The sequence below is a fragment of the Salipaludibacillus sp. CF4.18 genome (genome assembly GCF_051262595.1).
GTDB lineage: Bacteria > Bacillota > Bacilli > Bacillales > Salisediminibacteriaceae > Salipaludibacillus > Salipaludibacillus neizhouensis.
Window position 1 is genome coordinate 1 of the sequence record NZ_JBIMEV010000027.1, and the last position, 18,322, is coordinate 18,322.

An 18,322-nucleotide genomic window follows, 5' to 3' on the forward strand; every position below is an offset into this window, starting at 1 on the left:
ATTTTATGAAGCAGAGAACCGTCCCCGTATTTCACTTAAAATTCCTCGTAAACGGCTGGGTCTTGATTGTTAATTCTGCCATCTTGTCGAGTTAATGCTGCGATCATACTCATTTCTGTTTCATCTAATGAAAAATCAAAAATCGATATATTTTCCAGCTGTCTAATTGGTGAAGCTGATTTAGGAATTGAGATTGCCCCAAGTTGATAGTGCCAGCGCAAAATAACTTGAGAAATCGACTTGGTGTGATTGTCAGCAATTTTTTTAAGTGTATCATTGGTCAAAACATCATTTGCGTGAGCCAACGGGCTCCAAGATTGCGTTTTGATATCATTCTCTTCATGCCACTTTCTTTGATCTTCTTGGTTGAAAAATGGATGTAATTCAATTTGATTAATACTCGCCTTCGTACCAGTTTCTTTTTCCAACCGTTCTAAATGTTCAGGTAAAAAGTTACAAACACCAATCGATCGAATCAGTCCCCATTTTTTAGCATCAATTAATGCTTGCCATGCTTCAATAAAATTATTTTGTTGAGGATTAGGCCAATGAATGAGATATAAATCATAATAATCCAGATTAGCTCGATATAAGGATTCTTGAATGGTACTCACAGCTTTATCATAGGTTTGATATCGGCCAGGTAATTTAGACGTAATTCTTAATTCATGTCTTGGAATAGAAGTGCGTCGAACGGATTCCCCTACTGTTCCTTCGTTCTCATAGTTATAAGCAGTATCAATCAGTCGATACCCTTTATTAATGGCACTGTGAATGGCATTCGCTCCATCATTACCGTTCAACTTGTATGTACCAAAACCCATAACTGGCAAAGACAGGCCATCATTAAGTGTAATCTCCGGTACAGCAATACTCATTACAAATCACTCCCCTTCACTAGTAAATTAAGGTTACCATTTATATCTAAATAAATCCAAACATAGGGACGGTTCTCTGCTTCAAAATCCAGAAAAAAAGAAGCAGAGAACCGTCCCCTGCCTCCTCAACTATTAACTAAACACTGGCTTTTTTTCGGTTAGTCCTAGCGACTCCCCTGTTGAAGTTTGAATTTCCTTCAGAAGCTCTGGGTTTTCCATTAGTGACAAGCCATAAGAAGGAATCATTTCTTTGATTTTTGGTTCCCACTCTTCTATATGTTGCGGGAAGCATTTTTCGAGTAGTTCAAGCATGACATGAACGGCCGTTGAAGCACCCGGAGAAGCGCCAAGTAACGCTGCAATGGAACCATCAGCGGCAGTAATCATTTCCGTACCAAATTGAAGTGTCCCTTTCCCTCCAGATTCGGTATCTTTGATAACTTGTACACGTTGACCGGCTACTACTAAATCCCAATCCTCGCTTTTAGCGTTCGGGAAAAACTCACGCAAGTCTTCCATGCGCTGTTCTTTCGATGACATCACTTGCTGAATCAGATATTTGGTCAATGACATCTCTTTTGCGCCTGCCGCTAACATCGTTAATACATTATTCGGCTTTACGGACGTTAACAAATCAAAAATTGACCCGTATTTTAAAAATTTTGGTGAGAAGCCAGCATATGGTCCAAAAAGTAACGTTTTTTTGTTGTCGATATATCTTGTATCAAGATGCGGCACAGACATTGGCGGAGCACCAACCTTAGCTTTCCCGTAAACTTTTGCATGATGCTGCGCTATAATTTCCTGATTATTACACACCATAAACAATCCGCTTACAGGGAATCCTCCCGTTTTTTTACCTTCTGGAATACCGGATTTTTGCAGTAAATGCAAGCTGCCTCCACCGCCACCGATGAACACAAATTTTGCCGTATGACGTTCGACAGTACCGCTCTCCAAATTTTTAACTTTCAATTCCCACAAGCCTTCGCTGGTGCGGGTAATGTCGCTTACAATATGCTTAAAATTCATTTTAACATTTTTACTCTCTAAGTTGTTAAATAACATGCGCGTCAGGGTTCGAAAGTTAACATCTGTTCCCGCTTCGCTTTTCGTCGCCGCGATAGGTTCTTTGGATGCGCGTCCTTCCATAATAAGTGGAATCCATTCCATCAGTTTTTCAGGGTTGTCGGAATATTCCATCCCATTAAAAAGAGGGTTTTCTGATAATGCTTTAAAACGATTCTTTAAAAAGGTAACATTTTGTTCCCCTTGCACTAAACTCATATGAGGCAATGGCATAATAAATTGCTGTGGTTTCTGTATTAGTTTGTTGTTTACAAGGGAAGACCAAAACTGCATGGAAACTTGAAACTGTTCATTAATTTTTATAGCTTTACTGATATCTATAGTACCATCCGGTTTTTCATCCGTGTAGTTAAGCTCGCAAAGTGCCGCATGTCCTGTTCCTGCATTATTCCATTCATTTGAGCTTTCCTCACCAGCGTTTGCCAGCTTTTCAAACACTTTAATATCCCACTCGGGTACCAATTCTTTTAAGAGTGTCCCTAAAGTAGCACTCATAATTCCTGCGCCGATTAAAATGACGTCTGTTTCTGTTTCTCTGATGCTCATTTGTACCAACCTTTCCCCTATATAGATGTCACACTTAGCTAAGTGTGACCTAGTGAAACACCATTTTTGTCACAATTAACCATATCATTTATTTATAGAATAATATATATACTATTATATGATAATATCACTCTCAAAACCAGCAACCTTAATGATTATATGGACCAAAATGATAGTTTTTATTTTTGTGAATAGATGAACTTAAGCGCTCACTATGTACTAAAGAATATCCACTGTATTCACATTACTATATTTAATTATACATCATTTTTGATAATCATACTATATCACAGTGACGGTTCTCTGCTTCCAAAGTGCCAAGTTTTAAAAAAGAGGCGTATGCTCGCTTAACCCTCTCTTAATTTAACCTCTAAGAAGCCAAGGGATAAGACTCTAACGGTAAAAAGCTACGCCAGAGATCACGCAACACGATCGTTGTCCGAGGAGGCTGAAGCATTACCCACAGGAAGTAGCCGCCTAGAGGATATTCGAACGTCTCTGTTCAAAAGCCAAAATTATATTTTAGAAGCAACCATCCCCACCATCCAAATTTCTCTGTTATAAAACCTAACGCTATCGAACATCCTTCCAATTACTTGGTCTATACTTGTAATTACAAAGAACAAAGGAGGGATAACACATGAAAAATATTAAATTGTCCCTATATACTGATGAAGAGTTGTATTGGGCTATTCATCAACATGAGCAGAAAAGTAAAAGAAAACAAACTAAAACAACAGTAAAATAAGCATAAAGAGATAAGAAACGATTGTCCATTCGCTAGGGCAATCGTTTCTTATCTCTTTATAGGAATACATTTTAGTCAGTCTACAATCTTCTGAAACATAAGTACTACCGGTATATCATAGAAAAAGAGAAATACACATTCCTCTATTAACTTCTAGACTTCCTCATTCTTAACTCCTTTCCCTACTGAAATGAATTCCAATTCTGTTCCTTTTCAAAGCATATTATTACTACATAGTGTTTCCTTTCTCCCTGCCTTCTTCAAGACTATTAGGTAAAATTGACTCAATAAATGATGCAGAGAACCGTCCCCTGCATCATCTTGTGTAATAATAAATACGGGGTAATCGGTAATAAATCCAATAGTCTTGTAATAAGGAAATTCCTACGAAAGAAATCATTTGCAAATCCAAGCTCTTCAGCATATACCCCTCCCCTAATTTTGCTTGTTACATAAAGGGTATGTTTATCTATAGTTGTATTATTACTCACTGTTTTAAACCAACTAGTAAAAAGCGGAGATTACAGGCGTTTCACTGGGGATAATTAGATCTTCACAGAATGAAGCAGAGAACCGTCCCCTGCATTACCCTGCATTATTTACTCCACGGCTGGTGAACTGTTTTGATTCGTTCCCCGGTTTCAATGGCTTTTTTCATCATCATACCTAGATAATGGTCCTGAGAAGCCTCCCGTAAACTGTAAAAACTAGGTCCTCCTTGTATATAATCAGCCATTTTTAGTAAACAAGTGGCGATTGCAATTTCATCATCATATAATCGTGCTGGAATAAAAGGATTTTCATAGACCCAGTCTTCGCCAGCTAGTATGCCATATAAAAAATAGCCTTCTTGATTCTCGAATTCTCCTTTATTAATACGCTTCAAATCAATATGTAATGGTGTTTTATAGTCCTTTAACAGATTTACATGATTATCATCAATCTCACCGCGCTCACCTCTTACAGATAGATGATTGGAACGAATCCAAGAACGATGCTGATCCTGTGTAAAATCATAAATACCAAGCTTGTCGCCAAAATCAATCCAGCAAAGATCACGGGGTGCAATTGTTATTTTTTCTTCTGTTGGATATCCTGCCCGGCTTGGCCCATGAACAAGGCTAGATTGAAATTGTTTTCCGCTTATTTCAGCATTTTCAAATCCAACATGTAACATTTTTCTTAGCAAGCTTACACCATGGTAAAAGTGAGAAATCGAAACGGTTGCTTCTGTCACCTTTCCTAAACGCCCTGAGTTAATCATCGATAACCGAGCCTGTTGGATGGGATGAAAAGGATATTGCTCGGCTACCTGTACTTTAGCCCCCTTAGTAGTCAAGTTTTCATGTAGTAATATTAACCCTTCTAAGTCTGGTGCTGGAGGAGTTTCAGCTAAAGCTGGTAGTTGCAGTTCGGCTAATTGTAATAAATAATTGGCACATGCTTCCGGATTAACAGAAACGACAACAAAATCTGGCGTTTCTTCTTCTAAAAGTTCTAGCAGGGTTCGATAAGTCCTAATATTCCATTGCTGCTCCAACGTTTTTCCTTTCGCTTCATTTCGCACAACCATTCCACTAACACGGAATAGATCAGGAAGTGCTTTTGCTATTCGTAAAAAATAATTAGCGCGAAAGCCACCTCCACCTATAATACTAAAACTGGTTCTTTTGCACATTTTCATACCCTCTTTTCTATTAGAAAAACGCAAAGCGTCTTTTATTATATACATTCTTATCTTTTAAAAAGAGTACCAGATACAATCCATGGACAGTTGTCCATAAGAAGTGCCTGGTACCCTTTTGTTACTGGTCAATCCGGTAACGGTATTCCATTAAATGTTTTAAGTCGGATATCTGTTGTAATATTTTCTCGCCATTATTAGTTTCCATTACTTTCTTTCTCTCTACTTCTCTATCGACTAATCGTTTAACAGATAAAACATCTGTCCCATTCTTAAGAACATCTTCTTTTGAAGTGAATTTATTATGGGCAACAAGCTGCATACCGAAGGAGTTATATAAAAGGGTGTACCCCGCAATTCCAGTTTTAGATTGGTAAGCCTTCGAAAAGCCACCATCAATGACAATCATTTTTCCATTTGCTTTTATAGGGTTTTCTCCACTTATTTCTAAGACAGGTGTGTGCCCATTAATAATACGGCCCTGATCTGGATCAAGATCAAATTCCTTTAAAATTTCACGACAAACCTCCTCATCTGCACGAAGATAGTAATAATGGTTCTTTTCTTCTACATGAGCCATCTTATCTTTAATAAAATATCTTTCAAAGGTTGTCATTTCTTTTTTACCGAAAAGAGATGAGTTTTCACCAGTCCACAAATACCACACCATGTCTGTTGCAAGATCATCGGTTCGTTCAGGATGCGCAAAACTGTAGCGTAAATATGACTCAAAAATATCGAGTAACTCTCTTCCAGAATGCGACTTATCTTTAATTACCATTTCCTTCATGGTACCATCTTCATTTAACGGTATGCATCCATGAATGAGTAAGTTCCCATTGTACTTTAAATAAAGACTGCCTTTCTTCATGAAAAATTTCATATGTCTAGCCAATTTTTCCGAGTGCTGGAAAGCGAACAGCAGTTTATTCATGACTTGTTCTTCTTCCTCTAACAGCTGATCAGGCTGATCTGGATTCACCGTTGCAAAACAATCATTTTCTAATGAGTATTCTTCCCCATAAAGCGTGATAATTTTTTGTTCATAATCAATGTTCTCAAGTACAAGCCGACGAGACATATTGAAATCTGGTCTTCTCTTAATGATTGGCATTTCTAGTTTGAATTGAATCATTGTAATTGCTTGGTGTATTTTTGTTTTTTGCAATTGTTCATTTTCAAATATATTTTCTTCTGATGCATTGTTTTTCGGTCGGAAAGCTTGGTTATCATCATAGTATTTTTCGGCTAGATTCAGAAGAGGTCTGAGATTAATTCCATAGACATCTTCAATAATGTCAAGATTATCGTATCTAGCACAAATTCGAATTAAATTAGCCAAACATACCTTTGATCCAGAATAAGCCCCAATCCATAGGACATCGTGGTTACCCCATTGAATATCAACGGAATGATAATTGATAAGTGTATCCATAATTTTATCCGGTTGAGGCCCGCGGTCATAGATATCCCCTACAACATGAAGATGATCGACAACTAACCTCTGAATTGTATAAGCCAGGCCAGCAATAAACTTGTCTACTTGCCTTAGTGAGATGATTCGCTCCACAATTTTATGATAATAATTTTTCTTGTTCGATAATTCATCCGTTTTATACAACAGCTCTTCAGTAATATAATCGAATTGCTTCGGCAAAGCTTTTCTTACCTTTGTTCGAGTGTACTTTGATGAGGCAAAAAGGACCAAATTTATCATACGTTCAATGGTTTTATTGTACCACTGATTGAGCGATTGACTATTTTCCATTTCGTTTTTTATAAGCTTCAATTTCTCTTCTGGATAATAAACTAGTGTAGCAAATTCATTTATTTCATCATCAGAAAGTTCATCTTTAAGCAGATCATTAATCTTCGTCTTAACATTTCCCGATCCATTTCTTAGCACATGCTGGAATGCGTGGAATTCTCCATGAAGATCGCTGACAAAATGTTCCGTTCCTTTTGGTAAATTCAGAATGGCCTCAAGATTAATCATTTCAGTAACAACTTTACTCTCTTTATCATATATTTTTGCAAGTAAATCTAAGTAGCTTGTATCCATTTCTTGAACCCCCCAATATTCAATTTATCCTGAGAAATGTGAAAAATAAAGAACTTACTGAACAAGAATAATTACGTTCCAACTTTAAATAAGTTTAACTTGTACCAGTATAATTCTAAAAAGCAGAAAACCTTTCCCTGTTTCTGATTTCTGTACAAAGACGTTAAATCCCTGCTTACTTTCTGAATGAATCAAATTTTGTTAATATTTCAGTGCCAAATTGCCCAATACCTCACAGTTCCTCGCATACTAGCTAGCGCCATGAATCGTCCTACCAGAGTCGTACTACTTGATAATTCGACCTGATTACTTACTTATAATTACAAAATATAGATTCTTTTCCCACCTGATAAATGTAAAATATGTCGTTTCGTATAATAGGTTGAAAAAACCACATAATAATATGTGAGATAGCAAAAAAGTGATTCCTGAAATACGTAGCATCAGACTATATATAGCCTAAATAAGGAGGGGTTCTTATGGACGACACACATGAGTTCGTAGAAAAATTGCACGAAAAGCAGGAGAAGGCTAAGCAGAATGAAAAGCGCCAAGGTAAAGCACACGCAAATCGTAAATTACCAAGTAAACAGCATAGCACGAATAAATGACTAATCAAGGGAATCAGGGGGACGGTTCTCTGCATCACTCCACAAAACCGAGGCAGAGAACCGTCCCCTGCATCACGTTAGTTTATAATAGCGGTCGTCGAGATTAAGAGAGCCTATATGTACTGCCTTCTCTTTACTTACTAATAAATCCAAGTAAAAACATACGCTAACATATATTTTAGGTCTTCCTGAGTAATATCTCTCAGAAGGAGCATGATAGTTCTTCATTAATAATTCACAGATTATTCTAGTACTCGTAACCCCTTCCGTTAAGTATCCGAACACCGCGTCTCTATACTCACTTGCAAGCGCATACGGCTTCAAGTCATTCTCTTTCTTAGGTAAAGGCATTTCCTCTTCGCTAAACAAGTTAATAGGATCTGGTTCTTGAGTTTCTGTTGCATAAAATGGAATAATTTTTTGAGTATCCTTTGCTTCGAATTCTCTATCCGTAGCTTCTCTTTTTGGTCCTGAACTTAATGACAGGATTTCCTGTTTCACTCTTTTTATTTGCCGATCCAATAAGGGGACATTCGCATCCAAATGTTTTTGGAAATCTTTTGGGTAAATATAATCTTCATCCAGAGTAAAGGGTACTTCCTCTTCTATCTTCCAATTGTTAAAAATTTTAACTAATAACTCATCCATTTCGTATTCAATTGTCTGGAACCCACTTTTAATAAGTTTAACGATATTTGATGGTAACCCTGTGTGTTCTTCAAAGTGATTGATTCCAAATGTCCTCTGTTCGTTTGATTTGTTGTGTTTTACAATATATTGATATCGAAGAGGCCTGCCACATTCGCATGGGGTATCTGGGTTCACAAAACCATTATCAATGTAATCAATTAACACCCAGTCTTCTAATAAATGCTCAATTTCCTCGCTGTCTAAATCTTCTGGAAGAACAATTCCTTTATCCTTTGCCATAGAATTCGCAAAAATCGTCTTTTTCCCACGTCTTACATGATTTCGAATAAAATCTGTTTGTTCCGGCGAAAGTGTATTTAAATATTGATCTCTAAGTTCATTTGTTAAAATTTCATTCATCGTTTACACCCCTTTATAAATTATTTCGAAATAAGTGAATCTAAGTTCCTAATTTAATTACTTTCAACAATTATTATTATCCTGCAAAAGCGATAATTTAGAGCAATTATCGTTAAAATAACTATGTGGAACTACGAAAACACCTTTCATTGTAACAAAGTGTCACTGCGGGATCTCGCGAATTCTTACAAACCAACAATTATTTATAACGTGCAGCATATGTAACCTTTATGGTTAATGATAAAAAAACTTAAGAAAAACGCAAAGCGTCTTTTGTTAAATACAGCGTGATCTTTCGCCACCATCATTTAAGCATCAAGGACACCCCTCCCTTGATGCGTATGGTGTAAAGATAGCTGTCATCTCATTCTTTCTTGCCTTGTAAAAAAAGACATTCCTTCCTCAAGAATGTCTGAATTAATGAAAAAATTACTGTATGTTATACGTTTCTTTTTCAACTATATCCTTTATAACATCCGCAATGGTTACACTTCCAAGTACCTGTTCCATGGCTAATTGTGCTGCTGACAAGACAGGAGCAATTGAGTTTTGAATATTCTTGCCTACAATACAATCAGGATGTGTATTTTCATGCATACTAAACAATTCTTCTTCCTGCACCACATCGACTGCCTTATAAACATCAAATAATGTTATATTAGATGGATCTTTTGCAAGTTTCCCCCCTGCTACCCCGGGGCGAACTTCCACAATTCCCACTTTTTTCAGCATTCCGATAATTTTTCTTACCAAGCTTGGGTTCGTGTTTATACTTCCTGCTAAAAATTCAGATGAACTGATCCCATCTTTATTAAGTTCAATAAGAGCTAATATATGAACGCCAACGGTAAAACGACTACTGATGGACATATTCATTCACCTACCTAATTTTGTATCAATTTTGAATACAACGTATTATACCTTAAAATCCATAAGAAGAATAAAGGTTTATTATAACTCATTTATTGACAAAACGCTCATGAGTATCTATTATGAATACAGGTATCTTAAATGGATACAGGTAACATACTTAATATCATATTACATAAATTGGAGGAATAACAAAATGAAAATGCTAGTAACAGGAGCAACCGGGAAATTAGGCACGAAAGTTGTAGAAACTTTATTGAAAACTGTCCCCGTAGACCAACTTGCAGTAAGTGTTCGGAACCCGGAAAAAGCTGAAGGATTACAAGCACGTGGAGTAGAGGTTCGTCAAGGAGACTTCGACCACCCTGAAACACTGGATTCTTCTTTTTCAGGTATTGACAGACTTTTAATTATTTCTACAGATGGGGAAAATGAAACCAGAACGAAGCAACATGCTAATGCGGTAGCTGCTGCAGAGCGTGCCAGCGTTAAATTTATTACTTATACAAGCATAGTAAATGCGAAAGAAAGCGAAAACTTCCTTGCATCCACGCATAAAGTTACTGAAGAAATAATTATAAAAACAGGCATTCCTTATTCTTTCTTACGCAATAACTGGTACATGGAGAATGAAACCTCAAGTATTCAAGGCGTAATGGCTGGAGCTCCATGGGTGACATCAGCCAGAAATGGAAAAGTAGGTTGGGCATTACAACAAGATTATGCTGAGGCTGCGGCAACGGTACTCTCTGGAACCGGGCACGAAAACACTACCTACGAGCTATCCGGTAAGTTACTAACTCAAGAAGAATTCGCTTCTAAACTCGGCACTGTTTTGGGTAAAGAAGTACCAGTACAGCAAGTTAATGATACTGCTTACGCGGACATTATGAAAGGTGCTGGCGTGCCGGAATTCCTCTTACCTTTTCTTGTTGACATCCAGAAAAGCATTCGTGCAGGTTCATTATCAATTGAAAGCAACGATTTCGAAAAACTTCTTGGGCGACCAGCAACACCACTTAGTGAGAGGTTACCTCAAATCGTTAAAGGTCTTTCTTAAAAAATCAGCATAATTAACGTATTTTAAAACCGACCTTCCTACTTAGAAAGGTCGGTTTTGATATATAAGATTCACACAACTCCAATTCGAAAAAATAAAAGATTACCTCCAAGTCAATATGTTAACTACTCTACTTCTCTATTATATTTATCTCTCCCTCAGACAATTCAACAGATTCAGCAATGATTTTAGTATCCACGCCTTTTCTTAATAACGAGAAACAATCTTTTTCCTCTTCGTCTCCACATTCAAATTCTCGTCTTAGCTCGGCTTTCTTGGTTTTTGTATAGTTCATATGCCGTTTCCTTCTTCAATCAACAATCTCTTTCATCTTCAATACTTCCTCTTTCTTAAGTTCTGTGACCTAAATAATAAATTCCAAACCTATCCCTGCTTCCTACTTTTAAGACCATTTAGACATTTAATTTATCTCTTAATCTTCTATTTTTCCGACAAGATCTAGATAAGGTGGAATAATTTGAGGGGTTACCCTTACGTGTTTCGTGCGTTACTGTAGAGTTCAAGAAAATAAATCTCCAATAGCCAATTGTGATAGTGAGATAAATTCACAGGGGCAAAGGAAGAACATTGTAAACGATGACTTTATGGCTATTGACGTAGGGTACGATGATAACGCATGGACACAGCTATTCACAGGCTAATAGGTTAATAGAAAGGGATATCTGAGATATGAAAAAATTAATAGGACTATTACTAGCGGGCATCCTAGCATTTACTGCACCAACCTCAACAACGGCTAGTTTCAATTATCAAGACGAAAATTCGTCCCAAGTAATCGAAGGGGATACGATCAACTATATTAAAAAGCGTCACAGCGTTGAATTGGACAACCTAGACAAATTTAACCCATTTATTGTATCTGGTTCATTGCATACGGATACGCCTAGTAATCAAATATGGGAATCAGTAAGCATTGACAGAGTAGAAACACAAAGGGCAACCTTAAGCACCGATGACCGTCATCTACTAGAACACCTTGTACATGCAGAAGCACGTGGTCAGGTATACGAAGGCAAGGTTGCAGTAGCAGAAGTAGTGTTGAACCGTGTAGATAGTAACGAGTTTCCTGACAATGTCTATGAAGTGATTACGCAAAAACGACAGTTTGAACCTTACGCAACAGGGACTATTAAAAACAGTCCAGACGCAGATACCATAGCTGCCGTGCAAGAAGCGTTGGAAGGAACTAACCTTGTGGATGGAGCGTTGTACTTCTGGAATTCAACCACTGCTACTTCACGTTGGTTAGAAAAAATGACAGTTGTTACGACAATTGACGACCACGAATTTTTAGAATAAGGCATAAGACGTCTCCACTTCAGGGAGACGTCTTTTCATATAATCTCATTTCGGAACTGACTCTTTAAATATTTTCTGCGTAGGGCTTGTTATTTAGTGATACGTGGAATCAATTACATAGCATCACTTAGTCCGATAAGTAGAAATTCAAAAAATATTAAAGTTATTGCAACAGCTATTAAAATGAAGCAGAGAACCGTCCCCTGCTTCACTGGTCGATCCGGTAACGGTATTCCATTAAATGTTTTAAGTCAGATATCTGTTGTAATATTTTCTCGCCATTATTGGTTTCCATTACTTTCTTTCCACTTCTCTATCGACTAAACGTTTAACGGATAAAACATCTGTCCCATTCTTAAGAACATCTTCTTTTGAAGTGAATTTATTATGGGCAACAAGCTGCATACCGAAGGAGTTATATAAAAGGGTGTACCCCGCAATTCCAGTTTTAGATTGGTAAGCCTTCGAAAAGCCACCATCAATGACAATCATTTTTCCATTTGCTTTTATAGGGTTCTCTCCACTTATTTCTAAGACAGGTGTGTGCCCATTAATAATACGGCCCTGATCTGGATTCACCGTTGCAAAACAATCATTTTCTAATGAGTATTCTTGTGAGGCATTTGATCATTTGCTTGAACCAGAGAAGATGTGAACAACAAGTTCTGATAAGGAGGGTTTCTTATGGATGATACACATGAGTTCGTAGAAAAATTACATGAAAAGCAGGAAAAAGCGAAGCAGAATGAAAAGCGTCAAGGGAAAGCACATGCAAATCGTAAATTACCTAGCAAGCAGCTCAGCACGAATAAGTGATTCTCTTTAGATACATCCAGCAATTATTGAGGAACTGTTCTCTGTCTCACTCCACAAAATAAGGCAGAGAACAGCTACCAGTTAGTAATTGGCATATCCGCCATCAACTTGCAGCAAAGTTGCCAGCATGCGGATAGTCGTGGTCTTACCTGCACCATTTGGTCCGAGGAAACCATAGACTGTTCCTTTCCGTACTTCTAAATCAACACCATCAACTGCAAAATTGTCACCAAATTTCTTAACGAGACCAGTAGCTTGAATGGCCAATTCCGTATTGTTTTCGTATTTTTTTGTATTATTCATTGTTTTCATCCTTTCAACAATTCATTGACCGGTCTTGGAAGAATCAACAATTGTAGAAGTATTGGGTGACCTGATATTTTTTTAAGTAATTTTATTCTGAACAAACAATCTCCTCTGTATAGAGGGAATTCTATGTGTTCGCTTATTACTTCATGCCACCTTTTAAAATTCTATAAATAGACTATATCAACTTATCAACATCTCATTAACAGACTAGAGGATGATTTACTCTCCATCTAAAGGAAGAAATGAGTTAAAGAAATTAAAGAAACCAACTAAGTATGATTATATTGGTTAATCATAATCAACAGTATTGGTATCTCCCCTTCATTCAAACGTATGTTCCTATTTATTATTATAAACTGAATTTTTAACATCCACAATATCTATCTGCCATAATTTTCAAATTAATTTTTATTATTAAAAGAATTAATAACTGATAAGTTATCGAAGATTATCCATAAACCAATTTTATTTGATGTGGAAATTATTTTACAAAACACAGTCCGAAGTAATGAAAGCAAATTTTTCTACACGAAAAAAGACGCTAAAAAATATTACTAATCTCGTAAAATGTTAATGGAGAATACTGTGAAAAATTTCTGTGTGATAGTTAAAAGTTAGAAGAAATTACTAAGAAATCAATGAAATAAACATAAGTTTTGAATTTAGTATCGACCTGTATGTGGGTACAAAAGCTGCGAAACATGAAATTTAAGAAAATTAAATTTGTTTCATTAAGCACAAAAAAAGAAGCAGAGAACCTGAACTGCTCCCTGTCAAGTAGACAGTGGAAATAATAAAAATGTTTTAAGCGGTTTTAGCCCTATATTCAAGGGGGCTGAGGCCGTTTAGTCGTTTTTGAAGTCTTTCGTAATTATAAAAGTACATGTATTCATTTATCGCACAAGAAAGATCCTCAAACGATTCGTAGCTGTTGAGGTAGTACTTTTCACATTTAAGGGTTCCCCAAAAAGACTCCATAGGACCATTATCAATGCATCTTCCAACTCGAGACATGCTTTGATTCATTTCTGCGTTAAGGATCATCCGTTTAAAACCATGGGATGTATATTGGAAACCACGATCACTATGAAGGAGTGGACGGGCTCCAGGTGAAACGACAAGCGCTTGTTTAAGAGTATTAAACACCAGTGGATTATTATTAGAGTGACCAAGGACATAGCTAATAATCGAGCCATCATGGAGATCAAGAATGGCACTTAAATAAGCTTTTTTCGATTTACCGTATTTAAATTCTGTTACATCTGTTAGCCACTTTTCATTTGGCTTATCAGCTTTAAAGTCTCGGTTTAACACGTTCTCTGCAACGTGTTGTGGAATTGATCGAACATAGCTTTTTCTTTTTCTTCGTATCACAGATTGTAAGCCAGAAATTCTCATTAATCGGTAAATTCTCTTATAATTGAAACATTGTTTAAACTTGCGACTCATATTCATCGTCATTCGACGGTAACCAAAGATGCCATCGACCTTTTCATGAAGTGTTTTCATTGCGTCTAAAAGCTCTTTATTTTGTAATTCTTGAGCGGAAGGTGTTCGATTTAACCATTTATAGTAAGCGGCACGGGAAACCTCTGCGACCTCACACAGTAGGATAATAGAGAAGTTTTCCTTCTCACGAAGCTCCTGAATGGCCAGATATTTCTTTTCAGAACGGACGTAGCTTAATACCGCCTCCTTTCGAGTTCCTCTAACTTTTTTAAGAATTCATTCTCAGCTCGTAAACGTTCATTCTCTCTTTCTAGCTTTTTATTTTCCTGTTTCATCTTTTCTTCTGGTGTGAGCTCTTGTTCTAACTTATTTCTTCCACGTTTATCTTTAAGTGCCTCATCTCCACCGTTTTCATACTTTTTCATCCATTGATATACTTGTTGATAGGAGACTTCAAATATTTCTGCTGCCTTCTGATAGTCTTTATTATTTGAGAGACAGTACAAAACAATATCACACCGTTCTTCCCACGTTGTAGCTCTTTTTTCAGTCATAGATTGGCTCATCCCTCTCGCAGTTGCCTTTATTTCTCTATGACTATTATACTTCTTAATCCATCTAAACAACACGCCATCATTTGATATTTCATACTTTCTAGCAACCTCCCGAAGGGAATATAGACCAGATTTATAATCTTGAATAGCAGCCAGTTTTAACTCTTTAGAGTACTTTTTATTAGATGAAGACTTTGTTAGGGCATCAACCCCATATCTTTCAAAAGTTTGCCTCCATCTCGAAATGGATGAATAGTTTATATTATGAACGGAACAAGCTTCATACAAGGAATACTCTCCATTTTCACAAGCCTTCAAAATTCGTAACTTTTCTTCTGCTGAAAAAGTTCTTTTAGACATAAAAAAATACACCCCTTCAAGTATCCAGATTTTTTGTTTTTTAATCTGTCTACTTAAAGGGGAGCATATCAACCGTCCCCTGCTTCACCTTACAATTCAAGTTGCTTTATTTGATCTATTAGATCAGTCATTTCATTTATTGTTTTAAAAATTTCTGTATCCTTTAGTTTTTCAACTGAGAGTTCGCCGTTTTCCTTTGCTGTATTAATCCCCTCAAGGATTTGGTCATTTTTTTCAACAACCGTTTCATGAAGATCAGTAGCAATCGACGGTGCTTCCATTTCATTAAATTCCTTGATTCTTGCCTCGAGGTCTGTTATTTTACCCTCTAATTCAGCTTTTTTATCAGGATCTGTGGCAGCGTCTTGGACAAGTGAAGATGCTTCCTCTCCAAATGTTTGTAAGTCATTAATATAATCTGTTGATTCAGTTGCATAATTCAGTGAGCTATTTACTTCTTCAAGAACCGAGCATCCACTAAGGATAACAATAGAAAAAGTGAATAGTATAAACATAATTTTTTTCATCCTATTTCTCCTTTGAAATCGTATACGAATATACATTTCATTCTTAAATATAAGCTATTTTCAGAAAACAGTCAATAATTTTAAGCATCATGCTGACAAACAAAGGGACGGTTCTCTGCTTCCAATATATACAACGATAAAAAGAAAAAAAGGATCCATTCTCTCACAGACAAGAGAAGAGACCCTTATAATATGTACTATTATCAAATTTTCCGTTGCTTTAAAAGAAAACCTTCATTTTATAAAACATACTTTCCTATTAATCGATCTAGTTTTCTAATATCAACCTTTTTACTTAGGTTCAGTTTGAAAGTGCCAGCCTTTGTCCAAAGCTCAAGCTCCGAATTAAAATCCAGTGTTCCCGCATTTTCACTGGAGTACATAATGATTGATTTAAATGGAATGGTATAAACCTCAACTTTTTTCCCAGTAAGCCCTTGTTTGTCAGCGATAATAAACCTTTTATTAGTCACTACCGCAACATCTCGAACCGTTTTATAAGCTATTTCTGGGACTTCGCCTTCTACTAACACTTCATTAATTTCATTTGAATCGATGTTTCTCCACTAAACGTCCAAGACATAATAGAATTTATTTCCGCCATTTACGTTTCATCCTCTCCAGTTTCATTTCTTAATACCCGGTACAATTATATCATCGAAGGACTATAAAATGGGATAAATTTAAATATATCCCTTCATTCATGTAATTAACTAATTCTTCGTATATTCGATTTTTATCCTTGGTTATTACCACTCCCGAAAGTTCGTTTTAGTATCATTGCGTCGGGCACTGAAAAAGCAACTAAAAACCAACCATGTAAAAAGGTTGTCTAATTGACTTCTGAACAAATAACTCGAACAAGCGAAGGCGGTGACTCCCTCGAAAAGCAGCAGCCTGGAACGGATTCGCCGCCTCTGTTCGAAAGCATATAACAACCTTTAAAAATCAAGAATTATACAAATTCTGACCTGTAAGTGAAGCAGAGAACCGTCCCCTGCTTCACCCTACTTCCCCTGGTGCTCTTCCACTTCTTTGATTTAAATGAGTAATTCTAGTTAACACTTTTCTAAGCTCGATTCTTTCAGTAAAAACAGCTTGAATGAGTTTCAGCGTGTTAAAGCAAGCCTCCACATCGAGAATTTCATCATCCGTGTGCTCGTGACTATAGCCTGCAGATAAGTTTACACTTTGAATGCCGTGCTCTGCCCAAATCCGTGTATCACTGCTTCCACCAGCAACGGATTTCCAAGTCCCTAAACCATGAGCTTCCGCAATTGATTCAAAAAACGTCCCGTAGTTTTCATGACAGAAAGGAATGTAGCCTCCACAAGAAACAACGATGTCTGTCGTATTACGGCGGTCCACAACAATAGCCGCATCCACATCCCATAAAAATGATTCTTCCAAAGATCTGGCCCCGACAAGTCCGATTTCCTCTTCTACCGTAAAAATAAATTTGACCTTTCCGTTAAAGCTTGAGCCGTCGAGCCATTTAGCCATTTCGAGTAAAATCGAAACCCCTGCTCGGTCGTCTGCCCCGAGAATTCCTTCACTACTGGACCAAATCGGACCATTCTTGATAATTTCTCGTCCCTCTACCAGTTCTTCCACCGTATCTAAGTGAGCATTTAATAGAACCGTAGGACCATTCCCACTTCGATACGATCGTTGAGCCAAAATATTGCCTTTTACATCGACTTCCATATGATCCACTAGATTGGTTAACTCTTCTTTCACATACTGGCGAATCCTCTCTTCTTCTCCGCTCACGCCATTAATAGAAAGAACATCTTCTAATTTAGCTTGAAATAAGTGCTTTTCCACAAACTCTAGCCCTTCCGTGAGCCATTCCTTTTTAATCTGATGCAGCTTCTCTGCCACATCCAGCAGCTTCGAGATGTGAGTTACATGTAACTTCAATTCTTTCCCATTCGTACGAACCTTCTCTATCCCGCATGCTAACAGCAGCTCCGAAGCCGTTTCCAAATCGTCTTCATGAAGCAGATATACCGATGCTGCTCGTACTCCATGGCCATCACAACTGAAACCTGTATACAAACCAAGCCGAATCAACTCGTTGACAATCCCGCTAATATACAAATCTAGTTTCTCAATACGAAGCCGGGTTTTCCATGGTTGTGTATCTACTAATTCTGTCCGGCCTCGCCCCCGAACATCAAGTAACGTAAGCCATTCTTTTTCCGCGAACTCTGAATCCTTCAAGTTTAGCAAAAACCCATTACAGTCATACGAAACATTTCCAGCATCCAAAGTCTTCATTAAAAACGCAATATTTTCTTCACTTTCATACCCGCAGTCAAATACATTTTCTTCTCTCTCTGAAACATTGAATCCTTGACGAATAAATAACGTTGAAAATTTCATG

At 37.1% G+C, this 18,322-nt stretch carries 15 protein-coding genes and 2 pseudogenes; 4 read left to right on the top strand and 13 right to left on the bottom strand.

All coding sequences use genetic code 11. The features are described from left to right. Positions 1-35: 35 nt before the first annotated feature. From ACHABW_RS15555 to ACHABW_RS15570, 4 genes are all read right to left on the bottom strand, one after another. Positions 36-878 carry an aldo/keto reductase gene (locus tag ACHABW_RS15555; RefSeq protein WP_435756450.1) on the bottom strand — a complete coding sequence of 281 codons (843 nt, stop codon included), beginning with the start codon at positions 876-878 and terminating at the stop codon, positions 36-38. Positions 879-1,010: 132 nt separating this feature from the next. Then, a complete protein-coding gene (locus ACHABW_RS15560) occupies positions 1,011-2,513 on the bottom strand; it encodes a malate:quinone oxidoreductase (protein WP_435756452.1) in 1,503 nt (500 codons plus the stop codon). Between the two features lie 1,343 nt (positions 2,514-3,856). Continuing rightward, on the bottom strand, positions 3,857-4,939 hold the full coding sequence (locus tag ACHABW_RS15565; protein ID WP_435756454.1) for a Gfo/Idh/MocA family oxidoreductase: 1,083 nt from the start codon (positions 4,937-4,939) through the stop codon (positions 3,857-3,859). A 127-nt stretch (positions 4,940-5,066) separates the two neighbouring features. After that, positions 5,067-7,007: a fructose-1,6-bisphosphatase gene (locus ACHABW_RS15570; RefSeq protein WP_435756456.1), complete on the bottom strand. Its 1,941-nt coding sequence runs from the start codon at positions 7,005-7,007 to the stop codon at positions 5,067-5,069. Positions 7,008-7,486: 479 nt separating this feature from the next. Between ACHABW_RS15570 and ACHABW_RS15575 the strand changes: the two genes are divergently transcribed. Continuing rightward, positions 7,487-7,618, top strand: a complete 132-nt coding sequence (locus tag ACHABW_RS15575; RefSeq protein ID WP_110935852.1) for a DUF4023 domain-containing protein — start codon at positions 7,487-7,489, stop codon at positions 7,616-7,618. A gap of 72 nt (positions 7,619-7,690) precedes the next feature. Here ACHABW_RS15575 and ACHABW_RS15580 read toward each other — a convergent pair whose 3' ends face one another. Together ACHABW_RS15580 and ACHABW_RS15585 are read right to left on the bottom strand one after the other, a co-directional pair. Continuing rightward, positions 7,691-8,668, bottom strand: a complete 978-nt coding sequence (locus ACHABW_RS15580; RefSeq protein WP_435756458.1) for a DUF3895 domain-containing protein — start codon at positions 8,666-8,668, stop codon at positions 7,691-7,693. Between the two features lie 429 nt (positions 8,669-9,097). Then, positions 9,098-9,538: an Rrf2 family transcriptional regulator gene (locus tag ACHABW_RS15585; RefSeq protein ID WP_435756460.1), complete on the bottom strand. Its 441-nt coding sequence runs from the start codon at positions 9,536-9,538 to the stop codon at positions 9,098-9,100. A gap of 196 nt (positions 9,539-9,734) precedes the next feature. On the opposite strand from ACHABW_RS15585, the gene ACHABW_RS15590 reads away from it, so the two are divergent. Then, positions 9,735-10,598 (top strand): SDR family oxidoreductase, encoded by an 864-nt coding sequence (locus ACHABW_RS15590; RefSeq protein ID WP_435756462.1) that lies wholly within the window; start codon positions 9,735-9,737, stop codon positions 10,596-10,598. A 130-nt stretch (positions 10,599-10,728) separates the two neighbouring features. On the opposite strand, the gene ACHABW_RS15595 is transcribed toward ACHABW_RS15590, so the two are convergent. Then, positions 10,729-10,893 carry a hypothetical protein gene (locus ACHABW_RS15595; RefSeq protein ID WP_435756464.1) on the bottom strand — a complete coding sequence of 55 codons (165 nt, stop codon included), beginning with the start codon at positions 10,891-10,893 and terminating at the stop codon, positions 10,729-10,731. 395 nt (positions 10,894-11,288) lie between these two features. On the opposite strand from ACHABW_RS15595, the gene ACHABW_RS15600 reads away from it, so the two are divergent. Next, the gene (locus tag ACHABW_RS15600) at positions 11,289-11,918 is read left to right on the top strand and encodes a cell wall hydrolase (RefSeq protein WP_435756466.1); all 630 of its coding nucleotides are present in this window, start codon (positions 11,289-11,291) and stop codon (positions 11,916-11,918) included. 208 nt (positions 11,919-12,126) lie between these two features. Here the strand turns inward: ACHABW_RS15600 and ACHABW_RS15605 are convergent. After that, positions 12,127-12,497, bottom strand: a pseudogene (locus ACHABW_RS15605) (fructose-bisphosphatase class III); the annotation flags it as partial. Positions 12,498-12,602: 105 nt separating this feature from the next. Here ACHABW_RS15605 and ACHABW_RS15610 point away from each other — a divergent pair. Then, positions 12,603-12,734, top strand: a complete 132-nt coding sequence (locus tag ACHABW_RS15610) for a DUF4023 domain-containing protein (protein WP_435756468.1) — start codon at positions 12,603-12,605, stop codon at positions 12,732-12,734. Positions 12,735-12,824: 90 nt separating this feature from the next. Here the strand turns inward: ACHABW_RS15610 and ACHABW_RS15615 are convergent. The 5 genes and pseudogenes from ACHABW_RS15615 to ACHABW_RS15635 all read right to left on the bottom strand — a co-directional run. Further along, positions 12,825-13,037 (bottom strand): annotated as a pseudogene (locus ACHABW_RS15615) (ATP-binding cassette domain-containing protein); the annotation flags it as partial. An 810-nt stretch (positions 13,038-13,847) separates the two neighbouring features. Then, positions 13,848-15,406, bottom strand: a protein-coding gene (locus ACHABW_RS15620; protein ID WP_435756470.1) for an IS3 family transposase whose coding sequence is annotated in 2 segments (ribosomal slippage) — positions 13,848-14,770 and positions 14,770-15,406 — 1,560 coding nt in all. Because the reading frame shifts where the segments join, the coding sequence is not laid out codon by codon here. Positions 15,407-15,495: 89 nt separating this feature from the next. Next, complete coding sequence (locus ACHABW_RS15625) at positions 15,496-15,933, bottom strand: DUF6376 family protein (protein WP_435756472.1); 438 nt, start codon at positions 15,931-15,933, stop codon at positions 15,496-15,498. Positions 15,934-16,172: 239 nt separating this feature from the next. Continuing rightward, on the bottom strand, positions 16,173-16,466 hold the full coding sequence (locus tag ACHABW_RS15630; RefSeq protein WP_435756474.1) for a PH domain-containing protein: 294 nt from the start codon (positions 16,464-16,466) through the stop codon (positions 16,173-16,175). 469 nt (positions 16,467-16,935) lie between these two features. Then, the gene (locus ACHABW_RS15635) at positions 16,936-18,321 is read right to left on the bottom strand and encodes a M20/M25/M40 family metallo-hydrolase (protein WP_435756476.1); all 1,386 of its coding nucleotides are present in this window, start codon (positions 18,319-18,321) and stop codon (positions 16,936-16,938) included. Between the last annotated feature and the right edge of the window lies 1 nt (position 18,322).

Bases quoted from the DNA above. Each gene is read 5' to 3' on its own strand.
- ACHABW_RS15610 (WP_435756468.1), top strand. From the start codon at position 12,603: ATGGATGATACACATGAGTTCGTAGAAAAATTACATGAAAAGCAGGAA.
- ACHABW_RS15575 (WP_110935852.1), top strand. From the start codon at position 7,487: ATGGACGACACACATGAGTTCGTAGAAAAATTGCACGAAAAGCAGGAG.
- ACHABW_RS15565 (WP_435756454.1), bottom strand. From the start codon at position 4,939: ATGTGCAAAAGAACCAGTTTTAGTATTATAGGTGGAGGTGGCTTTCGC.
- ACHABW_RS15625 (WP_435756472.1), bottom strand. From the start codon at position 15,933: ATGAAAAAAATTATGTTTATACTATTCACTTTTTCTATTGTTATCCTT.
- ACHABW_RS15570 (WP_435756456.1), bottom strand. From the start codon at position 7,007: ATGGATACAAGCTACTTAGATTTACTTGCAAAAATATATGATAAAGAG.
- ACHABW_RS15635 (WP_435756476.1), bottom strand. From the start codon at position 18,321: ATGAAATTTTCAACGTTATTTATTCGTCAAGGATTCAATGTTTCAGAG.
- ACHABW_RS15585 (WP_435756460.1), bottom strand. From the start codon at position 9,538: ATGTCCATCAGTAGTCGTTTTACCGTTGGCGTTCATATATTAGCTCTT.
- ACHABW_RS15595 (WP_435756464.1), bottom strand. From the start codon at position 10,893: ATGAACTATACAAAAACCAAGAAAGCCGAGCTAAGACGAGAATTTGAA.
- ACHABW_RS15580 (WP_435756458.1), bottom strand. From the start codon at position 8,668: ATGAATGAAATTTTAACAAATGAACTTAGAGATCAATATTTAAATACA.
- ACHABW_RS15555 (WP_435756450.1), bottom strand. From the start codon at position 878: ATGAGTATTGCTGTACCGGAGATTACACTTAATGATGGCCTGTCTTTG.
- ACHABW_RS15600 (WP_435756466.1), top strand. From the start codon at position 11,289: ATGAAAAAATTAATAGGACTATTACTAGCGGGCATCCTAGCATTTACT.
- ACHABW_RS15560 (WP_435756452.1), bottom strand. From the start codon at position 2,513: ATGAGCATCAGAGAAACAGAAACAGACGTCATTTTAATCGGCGCAGGA.
- ACHABW_RS15590 (WP_435756462.1), top strand. From the start codon at position 9,735: ATGAAAATGCTAGTAACAGGAGCAACCGGGAAATTAGGCACGAAAGTT.